The 20,708-nt window shown below is 72.0% G+C and carries 16 protein-coding genes; 4 read left to right on the top strand and 12 right to left on the bottom strand.

Annotated elements, in window-relative coordinates; all coding sequences use genetic code 11:
* Positions 1 to 6: 6 nt before the first annotated feature.
* The 6 genes from ABT295_RS06370 to ABT295_RS06395 all read right to left on the bottom strand — a co-directional run bounded on the left by ABT295_RS06370 (position 7) and on the right by ABT295_RS06395 (position 8,304).
* On the bottom strand, positions 7 to 735 hold the full coding sequence (locus ABT295_RS06370) for a FadR/GntR family transcriptional regulator (protein WP_352393557.1): 729 nt from the start codon (positions 733 to 735) through the stop codon (positions 7 to 9).
* Between the two features lie 53 nt (positions 736 to 788).
* Positions 789 to 3,260, bottom strand: a complete 2,472-nt coding sequence (locus ABT295_RS06375) for a GcvT family protein (protein ID WP_352393558.1) — start codon at positions 3,258 to 3,260, stop codon at positions 789 to 791.
* Positions 3,257 to 4,213, bottom strand: coding sequence for a phosphotransferase (locus ABT295_RS06380; RefSeq protein ID WP_352393559.1), 957 nt, complete (start codon positions 4,211 to 4,213; stop codon positions 3,257 to 3,259). Before ABT295_RS06380 ends, ABT295_RS06375 begins: the two co-directional genes overlap by 4 nt.
* Complete coding sequence (locus ABT295_RS06385) at positions 4,210 to 5,802, bottom strand: amino acid permease (RefSeq protein ID WP_352393560.1); 1,593 nt, start codon at positions 5,800 to 5,802, stop codon at positions 4,210 to 4,212. The genes ABT295_RS06380 and ABT295_RS06385 overlap by 4 nt, the downstream gene beginning before the upstream one ends.
* Before the next feature lie 228 nt (positions 5,803 to 6,030).
* Positions 6,031 to 7,128 carry a branched-chain amino acid aminotransferase gene (locus ABT295_RS06390; protein WP_352393561.1) on the bottom strand — a complete coding sequence of 366 codons (1,098 nt, stop codon included), beginning with the start codon at positions 7,126 to 7,128 and terminating at the stop codon, positions 6,031 to 6,033.
* Positions 7,129 to 7,239: 111 nt separating this feature from the next.
* Entirely contained in the window at positions 7,240 to 8,304 is a 1,065-nt protein-coding gene (locus ABT295_RS06395; RefSeq protein ID WP_352393562.1) for a 3-isopropylmalate dehydrogenase, read from the bottom strand.
* 495 nt (positions 8,305 to 8,799) lie between these two features.
* Here ABT295_RS06395 and ABT295_RS06400 point away from each other — a divergent pair, with 495 nt between their 5' ends.
* Positions 8,800 to 10,113: an AI-2E family transporter gene (locus ABT295_RS06400; protein WP_352393563.1), complete on the top strand. Its 1,314-nt coding sequence runs from the start codon at positions 8,800 to 8,802 to the stop codon at positions 10,111 to 10,113.
* A 24-nt stretch (positions 10,114 to 10,137) separates the two neighbouring features.
* Here the strand turns inward: ABT295_RS06400 and serA are convergent, their stop codons facing one another.
* The 4 genes from serA to ABT295_RS06420 all read right to left on the bottom strand — a co-directional run bounded on the left by serA (position 10,138) and on the right by ABT295_RS06420 (position 15,392).
* Complete coding sequence (gene serA / locus ABT295_RS06405; protein ID WP_352393564.1) at positions 10,138 to 11,721, bottom strand: phosphoglycerate dehydrogenase; 1,584 nt, start codon at positions 11,719 to 11,721, stop codon at positions 10,138 to 10,140.
* Between the two features lie 200 nt (positions 11,722 to 11,921).
* Positions 11,922 to 12,950 (bottom strand): ketol-acid reductoisomerase, encoded by a 1,029-nt coding sequence (ilvC, locus tag ABT295_RS06410; RefSeq protein ID WP_352393565.1) that lies wholly within the window; start codon positions 12,948 to 12,950, stop codon positions 11,922 to 11,924.
* A gap of 49 nt (positions 12,951 to 12,999) precedes the next feature.
* Positions 13,000 to 13,512 (bottom strand): acetolactate synthase small subunit, encoded by a 513-nt coding sequence (gene ilvN / locus ABT295_RS06415; RefSeq protein WP_352393566.1) that lies wholly within the window; start codon positions 13,510 to 13,512, stop codon positions 13,000 to 13,002.
* A gap of 2 nt (positions 13,513 to 13,514) precedes the next feature.
* Positions 13,515 to 15,392: an acetolactate synthase large subunit gene (locus tag ABT295_RS06420; protein WP_352393567.1), complete on the bottom strand. Its 1,878-nt coding sequence runs from the start codon at positions 15,390 to 15,392 to the stop codon at positions 13,515 to 13,517.
* Between the two features lie 288 nt (positions 15,393 to 15,680).
* Between ABT295_RS06420 and ABT295_RS06425 the strand changes: the two genes are divergently transcribed.
* Both ABT295_RS06425 and ABT295_RS06430 read left to right on the top strand, forming a co-directional pair.
* Positions 15,681 to 16,694 carry a GNAT family N-acetyltransferase gene (locus ABT295_RS06425; protein WP_352393568.1) on the top strand — a complete coding sequence of 338 codons (1,014 nt, stop codon included), beginning with the start codon at positions 15,681 to 15,683 and terminating at the stop codon, positions 16,692 to 16,694.
* A gap of 8 nt (positions 16,695 to 16,702) precedes the next feature.
* Positions 16,703 to 17,131, top strand: a complete 429-nt coding sequence (locus ABT295_RS06430; RefSeq protein ID WP_352393569.1) for an SRPBCC family protein — start codon at positions 16,703 to 16,705, stop codon at positions 17,129 to 17,131.
* On the opposite strand, the gene ABT295_RS06435 is transcribed toward ABT295_RS06430, so the two are convergent.
* Entirely contained in the window at positions 17,097 to 17,939 is an 843-nt protein-coding gene (locus ABT295_RS06435; RefSeq protein ID WP_352393570.1) for a phytanoyl-CoA dioxygenase family protein, read from the bottom strand. The two genes, ABT295_RS06430 and ABT295_RS06435, sit on opposite strands and share 35 nt — an antisense overlap.
* Before the next feature lie 125 nt (positions 17,940 to 18,064).
* Between ABT295_RS06435 and ABT295_RS06440 the strand changes: the two genes are divergently transcribed.
* Positions 18,065 to 18,886 carry a helix-turn-helix transcriptional regulator gene (locus ABT295_RS06440; RefSeq protein ID WP_352393571.1) on the top strand — a complete coding sequence of 274 codons (822 nt, stop codon included), beginning with the start codon at positions 18,065 to 18,067 and terminating at the stop codon, positions 18,884 to 18,886.
* 112 nt (positions 18,887 to 18,998) lie between these two features.
* On the opposite strand, the gene ilvD is transcribed toward ABT295_RS06440, so the two are convergent.
* Positions 18,999 to 20,699 (bottom strand): dihydroxy-acid dehydratase, encoded by a 1,701-nt coding sequence (ilvD, locus tag ABT295_RS06445; protein WP_352393572.1) that lies wholly within the window; start codon positions 20,697 to 20,699, stop codon positions 18,999 to 19,001.
* Between the last annotated feature and the right edge of the window lie 9 nt (positions 20,700 to 20,708).

Below are 20,708 nucleotides of genomic sequence, written 5' to 3' on the forward strand. Positions count from 1 at the left end.
CGCGTGCTAGCCGATGAGTCCGCGCAGCAGTGCGGAGGTCGCGTCGCAGTGCTCCTCCATGACCGCTCGGGCCCGTTCCGCGTTCCCGCCGAGGATGGCCCCGACGATCTGGTGGTGCTGGGCGTTCGAGTGCTCGATGTTGGGTCGCAGCACGGGGATGGCCATCAGCATGTCGTGCAGGGCCGACTGCGACCGGGTGACGGCGTCGATGAGCATCGGGGAGCCCGACAGCGTGGCGACGGCGAGGTGCAGGCGGGAGTCGGCCACCCGGTGCGCCGCGGCGTCCACGGCGTCGTCGACCTCGGCGAGGCTGTCGGTCAGCCACGCCCGCTGGTCGCCGGCCAGGGCCTGCGTGGCGGCCAGCCACGCCGCCCCGGGCTCGACGACCCGGCGGAAGGTCAGCGCGTCGCGCATCGCCGCCCCGCTGCGCACGAAGGCCCCGGTGGACCGGGGTGGCAGCTCGGTCGCGTCGGTGACCCACGTCCCGCCGCCGCGACCGCGCCGGGTCGTGACGAGGCCCGAGTCGCGCAGCGCCGCGATGGCCTCGCGCAACGTGTTGCGGCTGACGCCGAGCCGCTCGGCGAGCTCGCGCTCGGGAGGCAGCTGCTCCCCCCGGGCGAAGACGCCGAGCCGGATGGCCGTCGCGAGCTGCTCGACCGTGCCCTCGAAGACGTTGCCCGGTGCGGGTCGCAGCACGACGTCCGGCAGGGACGGCGCTCGCTCGACTGCACTCACGCGTCGATCCAATACCGTCACCGTCCCCTCGTCAATGGTGCGACTTAGAACCATTAGTGCGTGTCGGCGCGCGGGCGGCGCAGCCGCAGCCCGTCCGGGTCGACCGGGGGGCGCAGGCCCACCGCCAGCACCGACCGCTCCCCCGCGACGTCGACCTCCCACGCGCCGGAGCGCACCCAGTCGCGCGGTGCCCCGCCGGCCGCGCGGTCACCGACGAGGGCGAGCCCGACGGCGGACCCGACGGTCGCCCCCCACGCGGCGCTCGTCACCTGGCCCACCGGACGCCCGTCGCGCAGGACCAGCTCACCGCCCCACACCGTGACGGCCGGGTCCTGCACGACGAGGGAGACGACCCGACGGGCCGGCACGACGTCGCGGGACGCCTCGACCGCCGCCCGGCCGAGGAAGTCGACGTTGGTCGCGAGCTTGCACGCGAAGAGCAGGCCCGCCGCCACCGGGTCGACGTCGGCCGTCAGCTCGCGGCCGAACGCGCGGTAGCCCTTCTCGAGCCGCAGCGCCTCGATGGCGTAGTAGCCCGCGGGACGGATGCCGAGGTCGGCGCCGACCCGGAAGAGGTCGTCGTAGACGCGCGAGGCGAGCTCGGTGGGCACGTAGAGCTCCCAGCCCAGCTCGCCCACGTAGGTGATGCGCGTCGCCCGCACGACGACGCCGCCGAGGCGCACGTCGCGGCTCGTGCCGAAGGGAAAGGTCGTGTCGTCGAAGGTGTCATCGCAAAGGGCGCCCAGCACGTCGGCCGAGCGGGGTCCCATGACGCCGAGGACGGCATACCTGCTCGTGACGTCGACGATCTCGGCCGCGCCGCCGCGGGGTGCGTGCCGGCGCATCCAGTCGAGGTCGCGCACCGTCGTCGCCGCGCTGCTCACGACGAGGAACTCGTCGGCCGCGAGGCGGGTGACCGTGACGTCGGCCTGGTAGCAACCGCGTTCGTCGAGCAGGCCGGTGTAGACGGTGCGCCCGACGGGCACCGCGACGTCGTTCGTGCACAACCACTGCAGGGCCTGCTCGGCGCCCTGGCCGGTCACGAGGTACTTCGAGAACGATGTCTGGTCGAAGACCGCGACGGCGCCACGCGTCGCCCGCTGCTCGTCGGCGCACCAGTCGACCCAGGCCGGTCGGTCCCACGCGTAGTCGACCCGGCGAGGCCGGCCCGGCGGCGCGAAGACGTTGGCGCGCTCCCAGTGGTTGCGGGTGCCGAGCACCGCTCCCTGCTCGACGAGGCGCGACTCGAGGGGTGACCGGCGCTGCCCCCGGCCGGTCTCGGGCTCACGGTTGGGCCACGGCACGGCGTAGTGCAGCCCGAGCACCTCGACGACGCGCTCGCGCAGCCAGGCGTCGTCGTCGGCGAGCGGCGAGAACCGGCGGATGTCGGCGCTCGCGAGGTCGAGCGTCGGGTGCCCCTCGACGACCCACTCGGCCAGGGCGCGCCCCGCGCCCCCGGCGCTCGCGATGCCGACGGAGTTGAAGCCGGCCCCGACGAAGAAGCCCGGCAGCTCGGGCGCCTCGCCGACGATGAACTGGTTGTCGGGCGTGAAGCTCTCGGGGCCGTTGTAGAACTTGCGGATCCCCGTCTCGGCCAGCACCGGTAGCCGGTGGATCGCGCTCTCCATGAGCACCTCGAAGTGTTCCCAGTCCTCGTCGAGCAGCTGGAACTCGAAGGGGTGCGGGATGCGGTCCGGCGACACCCACGGCTTGGCCTCCGGCTCGAAGCCCCCGACGAGCAGCCCGCCGACCTCCTCCTTGACGTAGGTCCAGCCGTCGGGGTCGCGCAGGACCGGTAGGTCGCGGTGCACGCCCTCGATCGGCTCGGTCACGACGTAGAAGTGCTCGGCCGAGTGCAGCGGCACGTTGACGCCCGCCATCGCGCCGACGGCGCGGGCCCACTGGCCGGCGCAGTTGACGACGACGTCGGCCTCGACGTCGCCGTGGTCGGTGCGCACCCCCGCCGCCCGGCCTCCACGGGTGAGCACGCCTGTGACCCGGACCCGTTCGGCGATGCGGACGCCGAGTCGCCGGGCACCCTTCGCGAGGGCCTGCGTCAGGTCGGTGGGGTTCGCCCGGCCGTCGCCCGGCAGCCAGATGGCGCCGACGAGGTCGTCGGTGCGGATCAGCGGGTAGCGCTCGTGGGCCTGCTCGGGGGTCAGCAGCTCGCACTCGAGGTCGTATGCCGCCGCGTTGGCCACCGTGCGCCGCAGCGCGACCATGCGCTCCGGGGTGCGCGCCACGGTGAGCCCTCCACAGACCCGGTAGCCGGTGCCCAGCCCCGTCTCGGCCTCGAGGCGCGAGTAGAGGTCGGTCGAGTACTGCACGAGACGCGTGCCCGCCTCGCTGGCACGCAGCTGGCCGACGAGTCCGGCCGCGTGCCACGTCGTGCCGCACGAGAGGCTGCCCTGCTCCACGAGGAGCACGTCGGTGCGGCCGAGGTGGGCGAGGTGGTAGGCGACGCTGGCGCCGATGACACCCCCGCCGATGACGACGATCTCTGCGCGGGACGGGATCTCGCTCATCCCGCCTCCCCCGGGTCGTCGCCGGCGGCAGCGTCGACGAGCGCGTCGAGCCGCGCGCTCGTCAGGAGCGACGCGGCGGGCTCGAACCGCTCGGTCGTGAACGCCCAGAAGTCCGCCTCGACGTCGGAGACCCCGTGCTGGATGGCTCCCCACAGCGTCCACGCGTACTGTCCCGCGAGCCCCCACAGCTGCGCCCGGGCGAGCAGCCGGTCGCTGACCCGCCCGTGGTAGGCCTCGACGAGCTCGACGAGGTGGTCGAGGCCGAGCTGCGACTCGCACACGAGGTTGCCGAGCTCGAAGGCGCTCTCGTTCGTGCCGGAGTACTCGTAGTCGATGATCCGCACGTCGCCGCCGTCGTCGAGGAAGTTCGCGGCGAGCAGGTCGTTGTGGCACGGGACGAGCGGGTCGGGGTGCACGCGCAGGGCGCGCTCGACGCGCCGCGCCGGCTCCTCGAGGTCCCGGTAGCCCTCGGGCACGGCGAGGCCGCGCTCCCGCACGATGGCGGCATACGTTCGCTGGATGTCGAACATGTCGAAGCGCGACGCGAAAGCCGGGCCGGCGTGGAGGCGCCGCAAGGACGCCGCGATCCGGTGCAGGTTCGCGCCGACGTCGGCTGCGGCATACGTGCGGCCGGGCAGGAACTCGACGACGAGGATGCCGGCGCCCGGGACGTAGTCGACGACGGGCGCGCCGACGCCCGCCTGGGCCGCGGCGATGGAGTTGAGCCACTCGTGCTCGTGGTCGACGGCGAGCAGGGCGCTGCTCGGCGAGGAGACGCGCACGACGACGTCGAGACCGGGCGCCCTCACGCGGAAGTTGTGGTTGGTCAGTCCCCCGGGCAGCTCCGTCACCTCGCTCGGCCGTGCACCGGGGCACAGCCGAGCGAGGGCGGTGGCGAGCTGGTCGGCCGGCCCGGGAGCGTGGGCCGGCCGGGCCCGCTGCTCCTCGGTCACTCGCTGAACGCGTCGACGACCTCGGGGTCGATGTTGCTCCTGGGGCCCTTGAACCAGTGCCGGGCCGACAGCTTCCACCACACCGCGAGCACGAGCAGCGAACCGAGGGTGAGGACGGGGGCGTAGTTGACGAACTTCCACTCGAAGCCGTCGGTGAACGGGATGCCGCCGGGCACGAAGGGCAGGATGAAGTAGATCGAGATGACGGCGATCTCGATGACGGCCACGAGGTTCATCCAGCGGTACTTCGCACCGAGCGTCCACGAGCCGGGGACGAACGCGTCACCCATCTTCCAGCGCAGCCAGATCGGGATGAGGAAGGCGAGGTAGAGCCCGATGACGGCCACCGAGACGACGGCGTAGAACGCGGTCGGGACGATGAGCGGCTCGGCCTCCGTGCCGATGTTGACCTCGACGAGGGCCGGCAGCGTGATGATCGCCGAGACCACGGCGACGAGGAGCACGGCGTTGGCGGGCACCCGCGCGGCCGTCAGCGTCGACCACCACCGCGACCCCGGCACGGCGCCGTCGCGGCTGAACGCGAAGGTCATGCGCGACGCGCTCGTCATGCACGAGGTCGTGCAGAAGAACTGGCCGATGCACGAGATGGTGAGGATGATGGCGGCCCACTTCGAGTCCATCGCGTGCGTGAAGATGTACGCGACGCCGTTCGCCCCGACGCCCGCGTTGTCGGGCTTGCCGTCGGGGCCGTCGGGCACGGCGAAGAGGAAGCACAGCAGCAGGATCCAACCGCCGATGGCGGAGTAGAAGATCGAGCGCCAGATCCCTTGTGCGGCAGCCTTGGACGCCGCCGAGGTCTCCTCGGAGAGGTGGGCCGAGGCGTCGAACCCGGTGATGGTGTACTGCGTCAGCAGCAGGCCGAACGGGACGATGAGCAGCCAGTACGTCGGCGAGCTCGTCGAGCCGTCGCTGTAGCCCGAGTTGTTGAACCGCTCGGTGAAGACGTAGGAGAAGCTCTGGTGGTTGTCGGGCACGATGAGGAGGATGAGGATGATCGCCGCGGCGCCCACGACGTGCCACCACACCGAGACGTTGTTCATGACGGCCATGAGGTGGCCGCTGAAGATGTTGAGCACGGCGGCCGCGACGAGCACGACGAGGAAGATCCAGAAGACACGGGTCAGCGAGTAGCCCTCGGCGTAGCCCGACGACCACGTGCTGAGGGCGAGGTCGATGAAGGTGGCGCAGCCGTAGGCGACCGAGGCCGTGACGGCGACGAGGCCGATGAGGTTGAGCCAACCGGTGAAGAAGCCGGCGCGCGCGCCGCCCATCTTGTTCGCCCACCAGTAGATGCCGCCCGAGGTGGGGTAGGCGGACACGAGCTCCGACATCGTCAGCCCGATGACGAGGATGAAGGCCGCCACGATCGGCCAGCCCCACGAGATGGCGATCGGCCCACCGTTGTTGAAGCCCTGGCCGAAGGTCGTGAAGCATCCCGCCAGGATCGAGATGATCGAGAACGAGATCGCGAAGTTGGAGAATCCCGACCACGAGCGGTCGAGCTCCTGCTTGTAGCCGAGCTCCGCGAGGCGGCGTTCGTCGTCGGAGAGATCAGTTGCGTGAGCCATGCCCTGCACTCCCATCTTCGGTATGAAGTTGGACCGATGCTAGCGCTGGGCCTGACGCCCGAACAGAGCTTCGGGCAACGGGTTCCGGGCATGCCGGAGCGCGCCGTCCGGGTGCGGACCCGGACGGTCGGGGCCCGAAGGAGGCACTCCAGACCATTCGGACACGGCGGCGTCAGGACGGGCTCGGGCGGGACGGTTCCCGCCCGAGGGCGTCGGGCTCGCTCGCGATCAGGCGAGGCGGGTCAGCCAGCCCCGGGTGTCCTCGGCGCGGCCGTACTGGATGTCGAGGAGCGCGTTGCGGATCGCCTCGGCGTAGCGATCCTCGTGACCCTCGCGGCGGTGGTCGACCGAGCCACCCTCCCAGCGCAGCTCGCCCACGGGCGTGACGACGGCCGCCGTGCCGCAGGCGAAGATCTCGACGATGTCGCCGCTCGCCGCGCCCGACTTCCACTCCTCGATGGGGATGCGCCGCTCCTCGGGCTCGAGCCCGAGGTCCTTGGCGATCTCGAGGATGGAGCTGCGGGTCACGCCCTCGAGGATCGTGCCGGTGAGCTCGGGCGTGATGATGCGCCCGTCCCTCGTCACGAGGAAGAGGTTCATGCCCCCGAGCTCCTCGATGTACGTGTGCGTCGAGGAGTCGAGGAAGACGGCCTGGTCGCAGCCGTGCTCGATGCCCTCGAGCTGGCCGGCGAGCGAGCTCGCGTAGTTGCCACCGCACTTCGCGGCACCGGTGCCGCCCTCGCCCGCCCGCGCGTAGTCGGTGGAGATCCAGAGCGTCACCGGCTTGAGGCCACCGGAGAAGTAGGCGCCGGCCGGGGAGGCGATGACGGAGTAGGTGACCTGCTGGGCCGGGCGCACCCCGAGGAAGGCCTCGGACGCGAACATGAACGGGCGCAGGTAGAGGCTCTTCTCCCCCGCGTCTCCCGCGGGGACCCACGCCTGGTCGACGGCCACGAGCTGGCGCAGCGACTCGATGAAGTCGTCCTCGGGCAGCACCGGGAGCGCCAGACGACGCGCGGAGCGCGCGAAGCGGGCCGCGTTGGCCTCGGGGCGGAAGGTCCAGATCGAGCCGTCGGCGTGACGGTAGGCCTTCATGCCCTCGAAGATCTCCTGGGCGTAGTGCAGCACCGCCGCCGCGGGGTCGAGCTGGAACGGACCGTAGGGCTTGACCCGGGCATCGCCCCAGCCGCCGTCGGCGTTCCACGTGGCCACGACCATGTGGTCGGTGAAGGTCTTGCCGAAGCCGGGGTTCTCGAGGATCTCGGCGATCCGCTCGGGCGGCGTGGCGTCGTCGCGGCGCGTGACCTCGAAGGACAGCTGGGTCATGACAAAACCTCCAGGAGCAGTCAACGGTGATCCGACGTCAGGCTATCGCCCACATCGTGAGACGACGACGTCGGGCGTCGGAGGCGTCGAGGGCGGCGGGTGCGACGCGGGTCAGAGCCGGGCGGCGACGGCGTCGCCGACGGCCGTCGTGCTGCGGGCCGCGTCACCGCGGGCGGCCAGGTCGGCCGCCACCGCGGCGTCCACACGGGCCGCCTCGGCGTCGAGCCCGAGGTGCGCGAGCAGCATGCCCACCGAGAGGATCGCGGCGGTCGGGTCGGCCTTGCCCTGGCCGGCGATGTCGGGAGCCGAGCCGTGCACCGGCTCGAACATGCTCGGCGTCGTGCGCGCGGGGTTGATGTTGCCCGAGGCCGCGAGCCCGATGCCGCCGGCGATGGCGGCCGCGATGTCGGTGACGATGTCGCCGAAGAGGTTGTCGGTGACGATGACGTCGAACCGCCCGGGGTCGGTGGCGAGGAAGATCGTCGCGGCGTCGACGTGCTGGTAGGCCGTCTCGACGTCGGGGAACTCGGCCCCGACCTCCTCGACGGTGCGGCGCCAGAGGTGGCCGGCATACGTCAGCACGTTGTGCTTGTGCACGAGGGTCAGGTGCCGACGCGGGCGGGACTGGGCGCGGGCGAAGGCGTCGCGGACGACGCGCTCGACGCCGAAGCGCGTGTTGACGCTGACCTCGGTCGCGATCTCGTGGGGCGTGCCGACCCGGAGGGCGCCGCCGTTGCCGGTGTACGGGCCTTCGGTGCCCTCGCGGACGACGACGAAGTCGATGCCGTCCGGCGCCACGCGGGCCACGTCGAGCGGGCTCGCGACGCCCGGGAAGAGCTTGGCCGGGCGCAGGTTGACGTAGTGGTCCAGCGCGAAGCGCAGCGGGAGGAGCACACCGCGCTCGAGCACCCCGCTCGGCACGCTCGGGTCGCCGATGGCGCCGAGCAGGATCGCGTCGTGGCCGCGCAGCTCGTCGAGCACGGACTCGGGGAGCGTCTCGCCGGTCTCGTGCCACCGCCGCGCGCCGAGGTCGTAGTCGGTCGTCGAGAACGACGGGCCGCCTTGGCCGGACACGGCACCCAGCACCTTGAGGCCTTCGGCGACCACCTCGGGACCGATGCCGTCACCACCGATCACGGCGATGGAGTACGCGTCCTTGACGTCAGTCTGTGCCATGCGTTTCAGCCTAGGACCCGTCTTGTGATGTGGGATCCGTGTCTCATTTCCTGAACGCGGACGACGAAGGCCCCCACCCGGACGGGTGGGGGCCTTCGTGGCGGACGATGCGTCAGTCCTCGGTGTGTCCCTGGTCACGCAGGTCCATGGACTCCTGCAGTGCCTGACGGGCGGCCTTGGCGTCTTCGCTCATGGTGATCACGTCTCTCGGTCGTGCGGATGGTGGTCTCAGGCGGCTCGAGCCCTGGTGGGCGAACCGGGTCAGCGGGTGCGCGGGATCTCCGCGGCGAGGTCGCTGACTACCTGGACTCGCCGCGGCGAGGAATGAGTACGACCTGCCGCGTCATGCGTTTCACGGTACGCCCGCCTACTGCTGGGTAAAGGGGGTTTCCACGGAGTGAGACGAGATGTCCGACATGTGGCTGTCGCTGGTCCCCGACCACCGGGCCGTCCGGCGTCCCCCACTGCCCGACGCGCGCCCCGTACGCTCGACGGGTGAGCGCCGACCATCGAAGCGACCCGGCGGAGCACTCCCCCGGCGTCGCCACCGCCCAGCAGCAGGCCATCCGCGAACGCCACGCGCAGCACGAGGTGCCGGGGGTGCCCTTCGGCGACCAGGCCCGGTGGATCGCCATCACGCCGGCCAACGCACGTCGGGTCACCCTCATCGTCGTCTCGGCGATCGTGCTCCTGTCGATCGCGTCCTGGGCCTTCGACGCGATGGGCAGCTTCTTCTTCCTCCTGCTGCTGTCCTGGCTGCTCTCCATCGCCATGGAGCCCGTCGTGCTCTGGCTCGTGAACCACGGCGTCAAGCGCGGGCTCGCCACCGGCCTGACCATGCTCGCGATGCTGCTCGTGTTCGCCGGGCTGGCCGAGCTCTTCGGGCAGGTCTTCGTCTCGCAGCTCTCCCAGCTCGGCTCGCAGCTGCCGGGAGCCGTCACCTCCGCCATCGACTGGGTCAACTCGAGCCTCGGCACGACCTTCGACATCTCCCAGATCCAGCAGGCGCTGAGCCTGACGCCCGACAAGCTCGGCGAGCTCGCCGGGAAGTACGGCGGCGGCATCATCGGGATCTTCGGGTCGGTCATCACCTTCCTCTTCGACAGCCTGACGATCCTCGTCTTCGCCTACTACTTCTCGGCCGACAGCCCGCGGCTGCGCCAGACGATCGGCTCGTGGCTGCCCCAGCGCTACCAGCGCGTCTTCGTGACGGTGTGGACCATCTCCGTCGAGAAGACCGGCGGCTACGTCGTCTCCAAGCTCGTGCTCGCCTCCCTCTCCGCCGTCTTCCACGTCGCGTTCTTCTGGTTCATCGACGTGCCCTTCTGGCTGCCGCTCGGCATCTTCGCCGGCATCGTCGGCCAGTTCATCCCGACGATCGGCACCTACATCGGCGTGGCGCTGCCCGCGCTCTTCGCCGTGCTCGAGCGGCCCCTCAGCGCGCTGTGGATCGCCGTCTTCGCGACCGTCTACCAGCAGATCGAGAACTACGTCTTCACGCCGCGGATCAGCCGTCGCACCATGGACGTGCACCCGGCCGTCGCCCTCGGGTCGGTCATCGCCGGCGCCGCGCTCTTCGGGCCCATCGGGGCGCTCATCGGCATCCCGGTCGCCGCGGTCGCCCTCGCCATCGTCGACACGTTCAGCAAGCGGCACGAGCTGCTGCCCGAGCTCGCCCGACTCGAGCCGGACCCGGACGACGACGACAAGGACGAGGACAAGGACGACGACGACGACGAGGACGACGAGAGCAGCGAGCGCGACAAGAAGGGCGACGAGCGCGACGAGAAGGCCCGCGCGACCCCCTGAGCCACACCGCCGGATGCGTGCTGCTCAGTCGCGCAGGTCGACCACCGAGAACGTGCGGGCCTCCACGACCTGCGCCAGCCGGGCGGCGAGGGCCGCCGGCACCGCGCTGTCGACGTTGATGACCCCGATGGCGCGGTCGCGCTGCCGCGAGACCTGCATGCCGCCGATGTTGATGTCGGCGTCGCCGAGCAACCGCCCGACGCCGCCGATGACGCCGGGCCGGTCGGAGTACTCGAAGACGAGCATGTGCTCCGAGAGCGGCACCTCGAGGTCGTAGCCCGAGACCCCCACGAGCTTCTCGACGCCCTTGGGCCCGGTGAGCGTGCCGGAGACCGAGACGACCGCGCCGTCGGCGAGGGTGCCGCGCAGCGTGATGACGCTGCGGAAGTCGCCGCCGTCGGGGTCGGTGACGAGTCGCACGACGCAGCCGCGCTGCTCGGCGAGCGCCGGGGCGTTGACGTAGGTGACGGGGTCCTCGACGACGTCGGTGAACAGGCCCTTGAGCGCGACGAGCTTCCACACGTCGAGGTCGTGGGCCGTGACCTCACCGCGGACGTCGACGTCGAGCTGGGCCGGCACGGCGCCCGCGAGCGCCGTGAACACGCGGCCGAGCTTCTCGACGAGCGGGATGCCGGGTCGGGCCTCCTCGGCGATGGCCCCGGTGCTGACGTTGACGGCATCCGGCACGAGCTCGCCACCCAGCGCGAGCCGCACCGAGCGTGCCACCGCGAGGCCGGCCTTCTCCTGCGCCTCCTGCGTCGAGGCCCCGAGGTGCGGGGTGACGACGACCGACTCGTGCGCGAAGAGCGGCGAGCGGGTCGTCGGCTCCGTCGCGAAGACGTCGAGGCCCGCCCCCGCCACACGGCCCTCGGCGATGGCGCGCTCGAGCGCGTCCTCGTCGACGATGCCGCCGCGCGCCGCGTTGACGATGCGCACCGTCGGCTTGACCCGCGCCAGCGCCTCCTCGCCGATGAGACCGACGGTCTCCGGGGTGCGCGGCAGGTGCACCGTGATGAAGTCGGAGCGCTCGAGCAGCTCGTCGAGGCCGACGAGCCGGGCACCGAGCTGGCCCGCCCGGGCCGGAGCCGCATACGGGTCGTACGCGATGACCGTCATGCCGAAGGCCCGCAGGCGCTCGGCGACGAGGGCGCCGATGCGACCGAGACCGACGACCCCCAGGGTCTTGTCGAGCAGCTCGACGCCCGCGTAGGCGCCGCGCCGCCACTCACCCGCCTTGAGCGACTGGTTCGCGGCGGCGATGTTGCGGGCGCTGGCGAGGATCAGCCCGATCGCGAGCTCCGCCGCCGACGTGATGTTGGACGTCGGCGCGTTGACCACCATGACGCCGGCCCGCGTGGCTGCCTCCACGTCCACGTTGTCGAGACCGACACCCGCGCGGGCGACGACCCGCAGCCGGGGTGCGGCGGCGAGCGCCTCGGCGTCGACCTGTGTGGCGGAGCGGACGAGCAGCGCGTCCGCGTCCGCGAGCGCGGGCAGCAGCGCCGCACGGTCCACGCCGTCGACCGTGCGGACCTCGAAGTCGGGTCCCAGCGCCTCGAGCGTTGCCGGGGAGAGCTCCTCGGCGATGACGACGACGGGCTTGCGCACGGGCGGGTCTCCTCCTGGCGAGGGCGGTCGGCGCCTGCTGGCGTGGCTCGCGGAGGGAGCCTCGGGCGCCGTCGGCGAGTCTAGGGGCACCGCCGCGCCGGGGCGGGGCGGTGCCGCGCCGGGGCCGGGCCGATCCGGACGCGCGGGCGGCCGGTGCCCCGATCGGGACACCGGCCGCCACGACGTGGTCGGGAACGGGCTCAGCGAGCCGCGCTGCCCTCGACGTAGTCGGAGTCGGTCTGCTTGACCCAGGCCATCAGCTTGCGCAGCTCGCGGCCGGTGCCCTCGATCGGGTGCTGGGCACCCTTCTCACGCAGGGCCGTGAACTCCGGCGCGCCGGCGTCCTGGTCGTCGATGAAGCGCTTGGCGAAGGCACCGTTCTGGATGTCGCCGAGCACCGCCTTCATGTTCTCCTTGACGTGCGGGTCGATGACGCGCGGACCGGAGACGTAGTCGCCGTACTCCGCCGTGTCGGAGACCGACCAGCGCTGCTTGGCGATGCCGCCCTCGATCATGAGGTCGACGATGAGCTTGAGCTCGTGCAGGCACTCGAAGTAGGCGACCTCGGGCTGGTAGCCCGCCTCGACGAGCGTCTCGAAGCCGTACATGACGAGCTGGCTCGCGCCACCGCAGAGCACGGCCTGCTCGCCGAAGAGGTCGGTCTCCGTCTCCTCCGTGAACGTCGTCTTGATGCCGCCGGCACGCAGTCCGCCGATCGCCTTGCCGTAGGCCTTGGCGAGGTCCCAGGCCGTGCCCGAGGCATCCTGCTCGACGGCCAGCAGGACGGGCACCCCACGGCCGTCGACGAACTCGCGGCGCACGATGTGCCCCGGGCCCTTCGGGGCGACCATGAGGACGTCCGCGTCGGACTCGGGCTGGATGTAGCCGAAGCGGATGTTGAAGCCGTGGCCGAAGAGGAGGGCGGCACCGTCCTTGAGGTTCGGCTTGATGTCGTTCGCGTAGACGGTCCGCTGCACCTGGTCGGGCGTCAGGATGACGACGAGGTCGGCCTCCTTGACCGCGTCGGCGACGCTCGACACCGCGAGCCCCTCGGCCTCGGCCTTGGCGCGGCTCTTGCTGCCCTCGGCGAGGCCGACGCGCACGTCGACCCCGGAGTCGCGCAGGTTGAGCGCGTGGGCGTGGCCCTGGCTGCCGTAGCCGATGACGGCGACCTTCTTGCCCTGGATGATCGACAGGTCGGCGTCGTCGTCGTAGAACATCTCGGCCATGGTGGCCTTCTCCTTCGGTTGCGGTGTGCAGTGGGTCTTGGGGGGATGGTCAGGCGCTGCGGAGGCTGCGGTCGGTGATCGAGCGCGATCCGCGCCCGACGGCGACCATGCCTGACTGGACGAGCTCCTTGATGCCGAACGGCTCGAGGACGTCGAGCAGCGCCCGCAGCTTGTCGGTGGTGCCGGTCGCCTCGATGACGATCGCGTCGGTCGTCACGTCGACGACCTTGGCCTTGAAGAGCTGGATCGTGTCGATGACCTGGCTGCGCGTCGCCGGGTCGGCGCGCACCTTGACGAGGAGGATCTCGCGCTGCACCGAGGCGTGCGGGTCGAGCTCGACGACCTTGAGCACCTCGATGAGCTTGTTCAGCTGCTTGGTCACCTGCTCGAGGGCCGAGCCCTCGACCTCGACGACGACCGTGATGCGGGAGATCTCGGGCAGCTCGGTCGGTCCGACCGCGAGCGAGTTGATGTTGAAGCCGCGCCGCGAGAAGAGCGCGGCGACGCGCGTCAGCACGCCGGGCTTGTCCTCGACGAGCACCGACAGGGTGTGCTTGCTCATGCTCAGTCCTCCCGCTCCCAGACCGGCGCCTCGTGGCGCGCAGCCTGGATCTTGTCGTTGCTGACGCCCGCGGGCACCATCGGCCACACCATGGCGTCGCGGTGGACGATGAAGTCGATGACGACGGGTCGGTCGTTCGTCTCGAGCGCCTGCCGGATGACGGCGTCGACCTCCTCCGGGGTCTCCGCGCGCAGACCGAGGGCGCCGTAGGCGTCGGCGAGCTTGACGAAGTCGGGCACGCGCTGCTCGAGCGGCTGGAGGTTGGTGTTGGAGTAGCGCTCGTCGTAGAAGAGCGTCTGCCACTGGCGCACCATGCCGAGCGAGCTGTTGTTGATGATCGCGACCTTGATCGGGATGTTGTTGATGACGCAGGTGGCGAGCTCCTGGTTCGTCATCTGGAAGCAGCCGTCGCCGTCGATGGCCCAGACCGTGCGGTCGGGCTCGGCGACCTTGGCGCCCATGGCAGCCGGCACCGAGTAGCCCATCGTGCCGAGGCCTCCGGAGTTGATCCAGGCGTTGGGCCGCTCGTACTGCACGAACTGCGCGGCCCACATCTGGTGCTGCCCGACGCCGGCGACGTAGGTCGCCTCCGGACCCGAGAGCGCGCCGATCCGCTCGATGACGTACTGCGGCGAGAGCGTGCCGTCCTCGCTGTCGGTCCAGCCCAGCGGGAAGGTGCGCTTCCAGTCCGCGACCCGCTCGCGCCAGGCGTCGTAGTCCCAGCGCGCGACGGCCGCGTCGGCTCCGTCGCCCTCGTCGGCCGCCGCGCGGTCGAGGGTGATCTGCTCGATGAGGTCGTGGATGACCTCGCCCACGTCACCGACGATCGGCACGTCGGCGTTGCGGTTCTTCGAGATCTCCGCGGGGTCGATGTCGGCGTGGATCACCTTGGCGTGCGGGGCGAACGTCGAGAGCTGGCCCGTCACGCGGTCGTCGAACCGCGCCCCGAGCGCGATGATGAGGTCGGACTTCTGCAGGCCGGTGACGGCCGCGACGGTGCCGTGCATGCCGGGCATGCCGAGGTTGAGCGGCTCGCTGTCGGGCACCGTGCCGCGGGCCATGAGGGTCGTGACGACGGGGATGCCGGTCAGCTCGACGAGCCGGCGCAGGCGGTCGCTCGCCCGGGCGCGCACGACGCCGCCGCCGACGTAGAAGATCGGCTGCTTCGCCTCGGCCATGAGACGCGCGGCCTCCCGGATCTGCTTGCCGTGCGGCCGCAGCACCGGCCGGTAGCCCGGCAGGTCGATGGGCGGGGGCCACGAGAACGTGGTCGTCGCCTGCAGGGCGTCCTTGCTGATGTCGACGAGGACCGGCCCGGGGCGTCCGGTGCTGGCGACGTGGAAGGCCTCGGCGATCGCCTGCGGGATGCGCGCCGGGTCGGTGACGAGGTAGTTGTGCTTCGTGATCGGCATCGTGATGCCGCGGATGTCGGCCTCCTGGAAGGCATCCGTGCCGATGGCGGCGCTCGCCACCTGACCGGTGATCGCCACGACGGGCACGGAGTCCATGTGCGCGTCGGCGAGCGGTGTCACGAGGTTCGTCGCGCCGGGCCCCGAGGTGGCCATGCACACGCCGACCTTGCCCGTCGCGGCGGCGTAGCCCTCGGCCGCGTGTCCGGCGCCCTGCTCGTGGCGCACGAGGATGTGGCGCACCTTCTTGGAGTCGAGCATGGGGTCGTACGCCGGCAGGATCGCGCCGCCGGGGATGCCGAAGACGGTGTCGCAGCCGATGGCCTCGAGGGAGAGGACGAGCGACTGGGCTCCGGTGACCTCGAGGGTCTCGGTGACCACCTCTGCCGGCTTGACCTCGGCGGCGGGTCGGGGACGCGCCAGGGAGGCCACGTCGGCGGGCGAAGGAGCCTGCTTCGTCGTGTCGCTCACGTGTGATTCCTTGTCTCGAGCACTGCGTTGTCCTGCCGGGCCGGGCCGACTCGACCCACAAAAAAACCCTTCGGTCCCGTGGGGGACGGAAGGGGGCGCGCTGACCGTTCGGGCTGGTCGGCGCGCTAGGGAAGTACGAGGAGTCGGGCCACGTGACAACCGTCCTACGCGGCCCCACGGGTGTCAATCGGCCCTCTGAGCCGTCTCAACATGTGACCTCGTGATCTCACCCACTGTCACCCCGAAAAGTCGCTTGTCGTGCCCGGCCACGCTCAGGACACTGAGGTCATGACCGCTCCGAGCCCTGCGCCCGCCGACCCGACCGGCGCGAGGGTCCCCGTCGAGGCCCTGCACCTGCCGGCCACGGCCGGGGGGCTCACGACGCGCCCCCTCTCCGCACGCGACGCGACCGACGTCACGGCCCTCATGGCCGCGTGCGAGCTGCACGACGTCGGTGAGGTGCTCATCGAGGAGGCCGACATCGTGGGCGACTGGCAACGGCCGGGCTTCGACCTCGCCACGCAGGGCGTCGGGGTGCTCGACGACGGCCGGCTCGTCGCGTACGCCGAGGTGTTCAAGGGGCGATGGGCCGACGCCGCCGTCCACCCGGACCACCGCGGCCGCGGCATCGGGACGGCCCTGTCGGACTGGACCCGACGCGTCGGCGCACGCGACGGTGGCCACGTCGTCGGCCAGCCGGTGCCGGGCGGCTCCGCGGGCGAGCGGCTGCTCGAGGCCCTCGGCTACCGCGTGCTGTGGACCTCGTGGGTGCTCGAGCTGCCGGCCGGGCAGGCGATCGAGCCGCAGCCCGTGCCGGAGGGCTACCGCATCCGGGAGCCGCGCGACCAGGCCGACCTCGAGGCGACCTGGACCGTCAACGAGGACGCCTTCCTCGAGTGGTCGGAGCGTGAACGCGCGAGCTTCGAGGAGTGGTCGGCGACCGTCACGCGCCGCCCGGGCTACGAACCGTGGCAGCTGCGCCTCATGGTCGACCCGGCCGACGCGGTCGTCGGCATGGCGTTCGTCGTCGTCTCGAGCGGCTGCGCCTACGTCGACAAGCTGGCCGTCCGGCGCGACGAGCGTGGCAAGGGCCTGGCCCGGGCCCTGCTCGTCGACGCCTTCGAGGTCGCCCGGGCCCACGGCGGCGAGCGCTCGGAGCTCTCGACCGACTCCCGGACGGGCGCCCTCGGCCTCTACGAGAAGGTCGGCATGCAGGTCACCTCGGTGTGGCGCCACTGGGCCGCCGACGTGACGCCCTCCCCCGCGTCCACCACCGCGGCCGAACCCGCCGGCGCGCGCTGAGCACGGCCGTGGAGCAGCTCGTCGAGATCGACGTCGACGCCCCCGCCGCGCGGGTCTGGGCCGTGCTGCACGACGTGGAGCGCTGGCCCGAGTGGACGGCCTCGGTCCGGTCGGTGGCGCTGCTCGACGGCCCGCTGCGCACCGGTGCGCGGGCACGCATCGACCAGCCCCGCATCCCCAGCACCGTGTGGACCGTCACGGCGCTCACCGAGGGCCACGACTTCACGTGGGAGGCCACCGGGCCGGGGTCGCGCACGACGGCCCGGCACCTCGTCGAGCCGACCGGGCCGCGCTCGTGCCGGGTCGTGCTGTCGATCGTCCAGGCCGGCCCCGTGGGGTCGGTGGTGGGGCGGGCCTACCGCAGGCTCACCGAGCGCTACCTCGCGCTCGAGTCCGCCGGCGTCAAGACGCGCGCGGAGAGCCCTCCGGCGGACTGAGCGCGGGGTTCGCGTCCGACGCCGCGAGGTCGCCGGGCACGAGCCCGGGCAGCCACGAGGCCAGGTCGTTGCCCTGGGCGGGGTTGGCCGGCTGCTGCACCGTGAGGCCGTCGGCGAACCAGATCACCGTCATCACCTCACGCATCTGCGCCGCGCTGTTGCCGAGGGCCTGGTGCACCGTCCAGCCGGAGTGGAACGAGGCGTCGCCCGCGCGCATCGCGACCGGCCCGTCGACGACGAGGCCGCGCTCCGCCACGAGGTGGTCGAAGTGCTCGGCCGAGGCGTCCGAGATGCCGATGTCGCTGAGGGCTCCGTCGACGTGGCTGCCCGACGCGAAGGCCAGCCCGCCGTGCGCGGGCGTGATGTCGACGAGCGGCATCCACATCGTCAGGCAGCGTGAGCCGTCGAGCGGCCAGTACATGGCGTCCTGGTGCCACGGCGTGCGCCCGCCGCCGGGCTCCTTGAAGAGGGCCTGGTCGTGGTAGAGCCGCACGCGCGGCACGCCCAGCAGCGCTGCCGCGACGCCCGCGAACCTCCGGGCCTGCACGAAGCGCGCCACCGCCTCGTCGTGGCGCCACAGGTTCATCACCTGCAGGAAGGCCATGCCGTACGTGTCGCGGTCGGCGAGCGGCCGGCTCTCCGTGCTGAGCCGCTCAACGGCTGCCGCCACGGGCGTCCGGTAGGCCGCCGCCTCCTCGGGCGACGCGACCCCGCGCAGCCGCACGTGGCCGCGCGTGCGGTAGCGCGCGACGTCGTCGTCGGTGAGGGGGTATGCCGTGGCCAGCTCGGGCAGTAGGTCGGTGCTCATGGGTGCGTCGTCCTCCGTGGGTCGTCAACGGCCGGAGTGGCCGTCGTGGACCGAGCCCACCATCGTGCGGCGCCGGAGACCCGGAACGTGCTGGTGCGAGGGGAACGTTCTGGTTGGATCTCCCCATGGGACCCGACCGCTCGCAGCCGGGGGCGGCCCGCCTCGGCGAGGTGCTCGTCGCGGGCCGCATCACCGGCGGCGGCGGGCTGCCGCCCGGCACCGTGCGACGACACCCGACGTGGGGGCTGACGTTCGTGACGTCCGGCTCGGGCCGCTACCGCGACGCCGACCACGACGAGGCCCTGGGGGCGGGCAGCCTCGTGCTCGTCCGTCCGAGCCACCCGCACTGGTACGGCCCCGACCGCGGCGGGTGGGACGAGCACTTCGTCGTCTTCGACGGGCCGGTCTTCGAGCTCGCCCGCCGACGCGGGGCGCTCGGCCCCGGACGCCCGCTCGTGCACGGGCTCCCCGTAGCCCGGTGGGGCCACCGCCTCGCGACCTTCGGCGCGCGGCGCCGTCCGTCCTCCCCCGACGCCCGGGACGCCGAGGCGCTCGAGCTGCTCGCACTGGTCCTCGAGGCCCTCGCGACCGTGCGACCGGCGCGCTCCCCGGGCGCGCCGCTCCGGGTCGCCGACTGGCTGGCCCGCTCCACCGACCTGCTCTCCGGCGACCTCGCCGAGACCCTCGACCTGCGCGGGGTGGCCGGCGAGGTCGGCCTGCCCTACGAGACGTGGCGCCGCCGCTTCCGCGCCGAGACCGGAACGAGCCCCTACGCCTACCGCGCGGCCCGGCGCCTCGACGCGGCCACCGAGCTGCTCGTGCACACCGGGCTCGCGGTGCGCGACGTCGCGGCCGCGACGGGCTTCAGCGACGAGCGCCACCTCATCCGCCGCTTCCGCGCGGCCACCGGCCGCACGCCCCGCGCCTTCCGCGACGACCCGCGCTGACCGCATACGCCCCCTCCCGCAACACACCGAGAAGGTCACGACGCACCGGGATCGGATGCCGGTGTGTCGTGACCTGCTCGGTGTGTTGCGGGGTGGTTGCGCGGCGCGGGCGTCAGTCGCAGACGGCTCCACCGCTGGCGCTGCCGACGAGCTTGCGGTACTTCGCGAGCACGCCCCGGGTGTACTTCGGCTCGGGGTGCGTGACGCCCTCGGCGCGGCGGCGCGCCATCTCCTCGTCGTCGACGAGCACGTCGAGCGTGGCGTTCGCGACGTCGAGGCGGATCGTGTCACCGTCGCGGACGAAGGCGATCGGCCCCTCGTCGACGGCTTCGGGAGCGACGTGCCCGACGCAGAGGCCGGTCGTGCCGCCCGAGAACCGCCCGTCGGTGAGCAGCAGGACGTCCTTGCCGAGGCCGGCCCCCTTGATGGCGCCGGTGACGGCGAGCATCTCGCGCATGCCGGGCCCGCCCTTGGGGCCCTCGTAGCGGATGACGACGACGTCCTTCGCCTTGAGCGAGCCCGCCTCGACGGCGTCCATGGCGGCGCGCTCGCCGTCGAAGACGCGGGCGGTGCCCTCGAAGACCTCGTCGTCGAAGCCGGCCGTCTTGACGACGGCGCCCTCGGGCGCGAGCGAGCCGGTGAGGATCGTCAGGCCGCCGGTCCGGTGGATCGGCTGCGACATCTGGCGGATGACCCGGCCGTCGATGTGCGGCGGGTTGATCTCCTCGAGGTTCTCGGCCATCGTCCGGCCGGTCACGGTGAGGCAGTCGCCGTGCAGCAGGTCGGCCTCGAGCAGCGACTTGAGCACGACGGGGATGCCGCCGATGTGGTCGATGTCCTTCATGACGAAGGCGCCGAAGGGCTTGACGTCGGCCAGGTGCGGCACCTTCTTGCCGATGCGCTGGAAGTCGCCGATCGTGAGGTCGACCTCGGCCTCGTGCGCGATGGCGAGCAGGTGCAGCACGGCGTTCGTCGAGCCGCCGAAGGCCATGACGACGGCGATGGCGTTCTCGAACGCCTCCTTCGTCATGATGTCGCGCGCCGTGATGCCGCGGCGGAGCATCTCGACGACGGCCTCGCCCGACTTGCGGGCGTACATGTCGCGGCGACGGTCGGTGGCCGGCGGCGCGGCCGAGCCGGGCAGCGACATGCCCATCGCCTCACCGACGGTGGCCATCGTGTTCGCGGTGTACATGCCACCGCAGGCACCCTCGCCCGGGCAGATGGCGCGCTCGATGGCGTCGACGTCCTCACGCGACATGAGTCCGGCGTTGCACGCCCCGACGGCCTCGAAGGCGTCGATGATCGTGACCTCCTTCTCCGTGCCGTCGGAGAGCTTGGCGACGCCCGGGAGGATGGTGCCGGCGTAGAGGAACACCGACGCGAGGTCGAGGCGCGCGGCGGCCATCAGCATGCCGGGCAGCGACTTGTCGCACCCCGCGAGCAGCACCGAGCCGTCGAGGCGCTCGGCGTTCATGACGGTCTCGACCGAGTCGGCGATGATCTCGCGCGAGACGAGGCTGAAGTGCATGCCCTCGTGGCCCATCGAGATGCCGTCGGAGACCGAGATGGTGCCGAACTCGAGCGGGTAGCCGCCGCCGGCGTGCACGCCGTCCTTGACGGCCTGGGCGAGCCGGTCGAGGGAGAGGTTGCAGGGCGTGATCTCGTTCCACGAGCTCGCGACGCCGATCTGCGGCTTGGCGAAGTCGTCGTCGCCGAGGCCGACGGCCCGGAGCATCCCCCGCGCGGCGGTCTTCTCGAGACCGTCGGTGACGTCGCGGCTGCGGGGCTTGATGTCAGGCGTCTGCGTCATGCCCAGCAG

The organism is Terrabacter sp. NPDC000476, from assembly GCF_040300125.1.
In the GTDB taxonomy this organism is placed as follows: Bacteria; Actinomycetota; Actinomycetes; order Actinomycetales; family Dermatophilaceae; genus Terrabacter.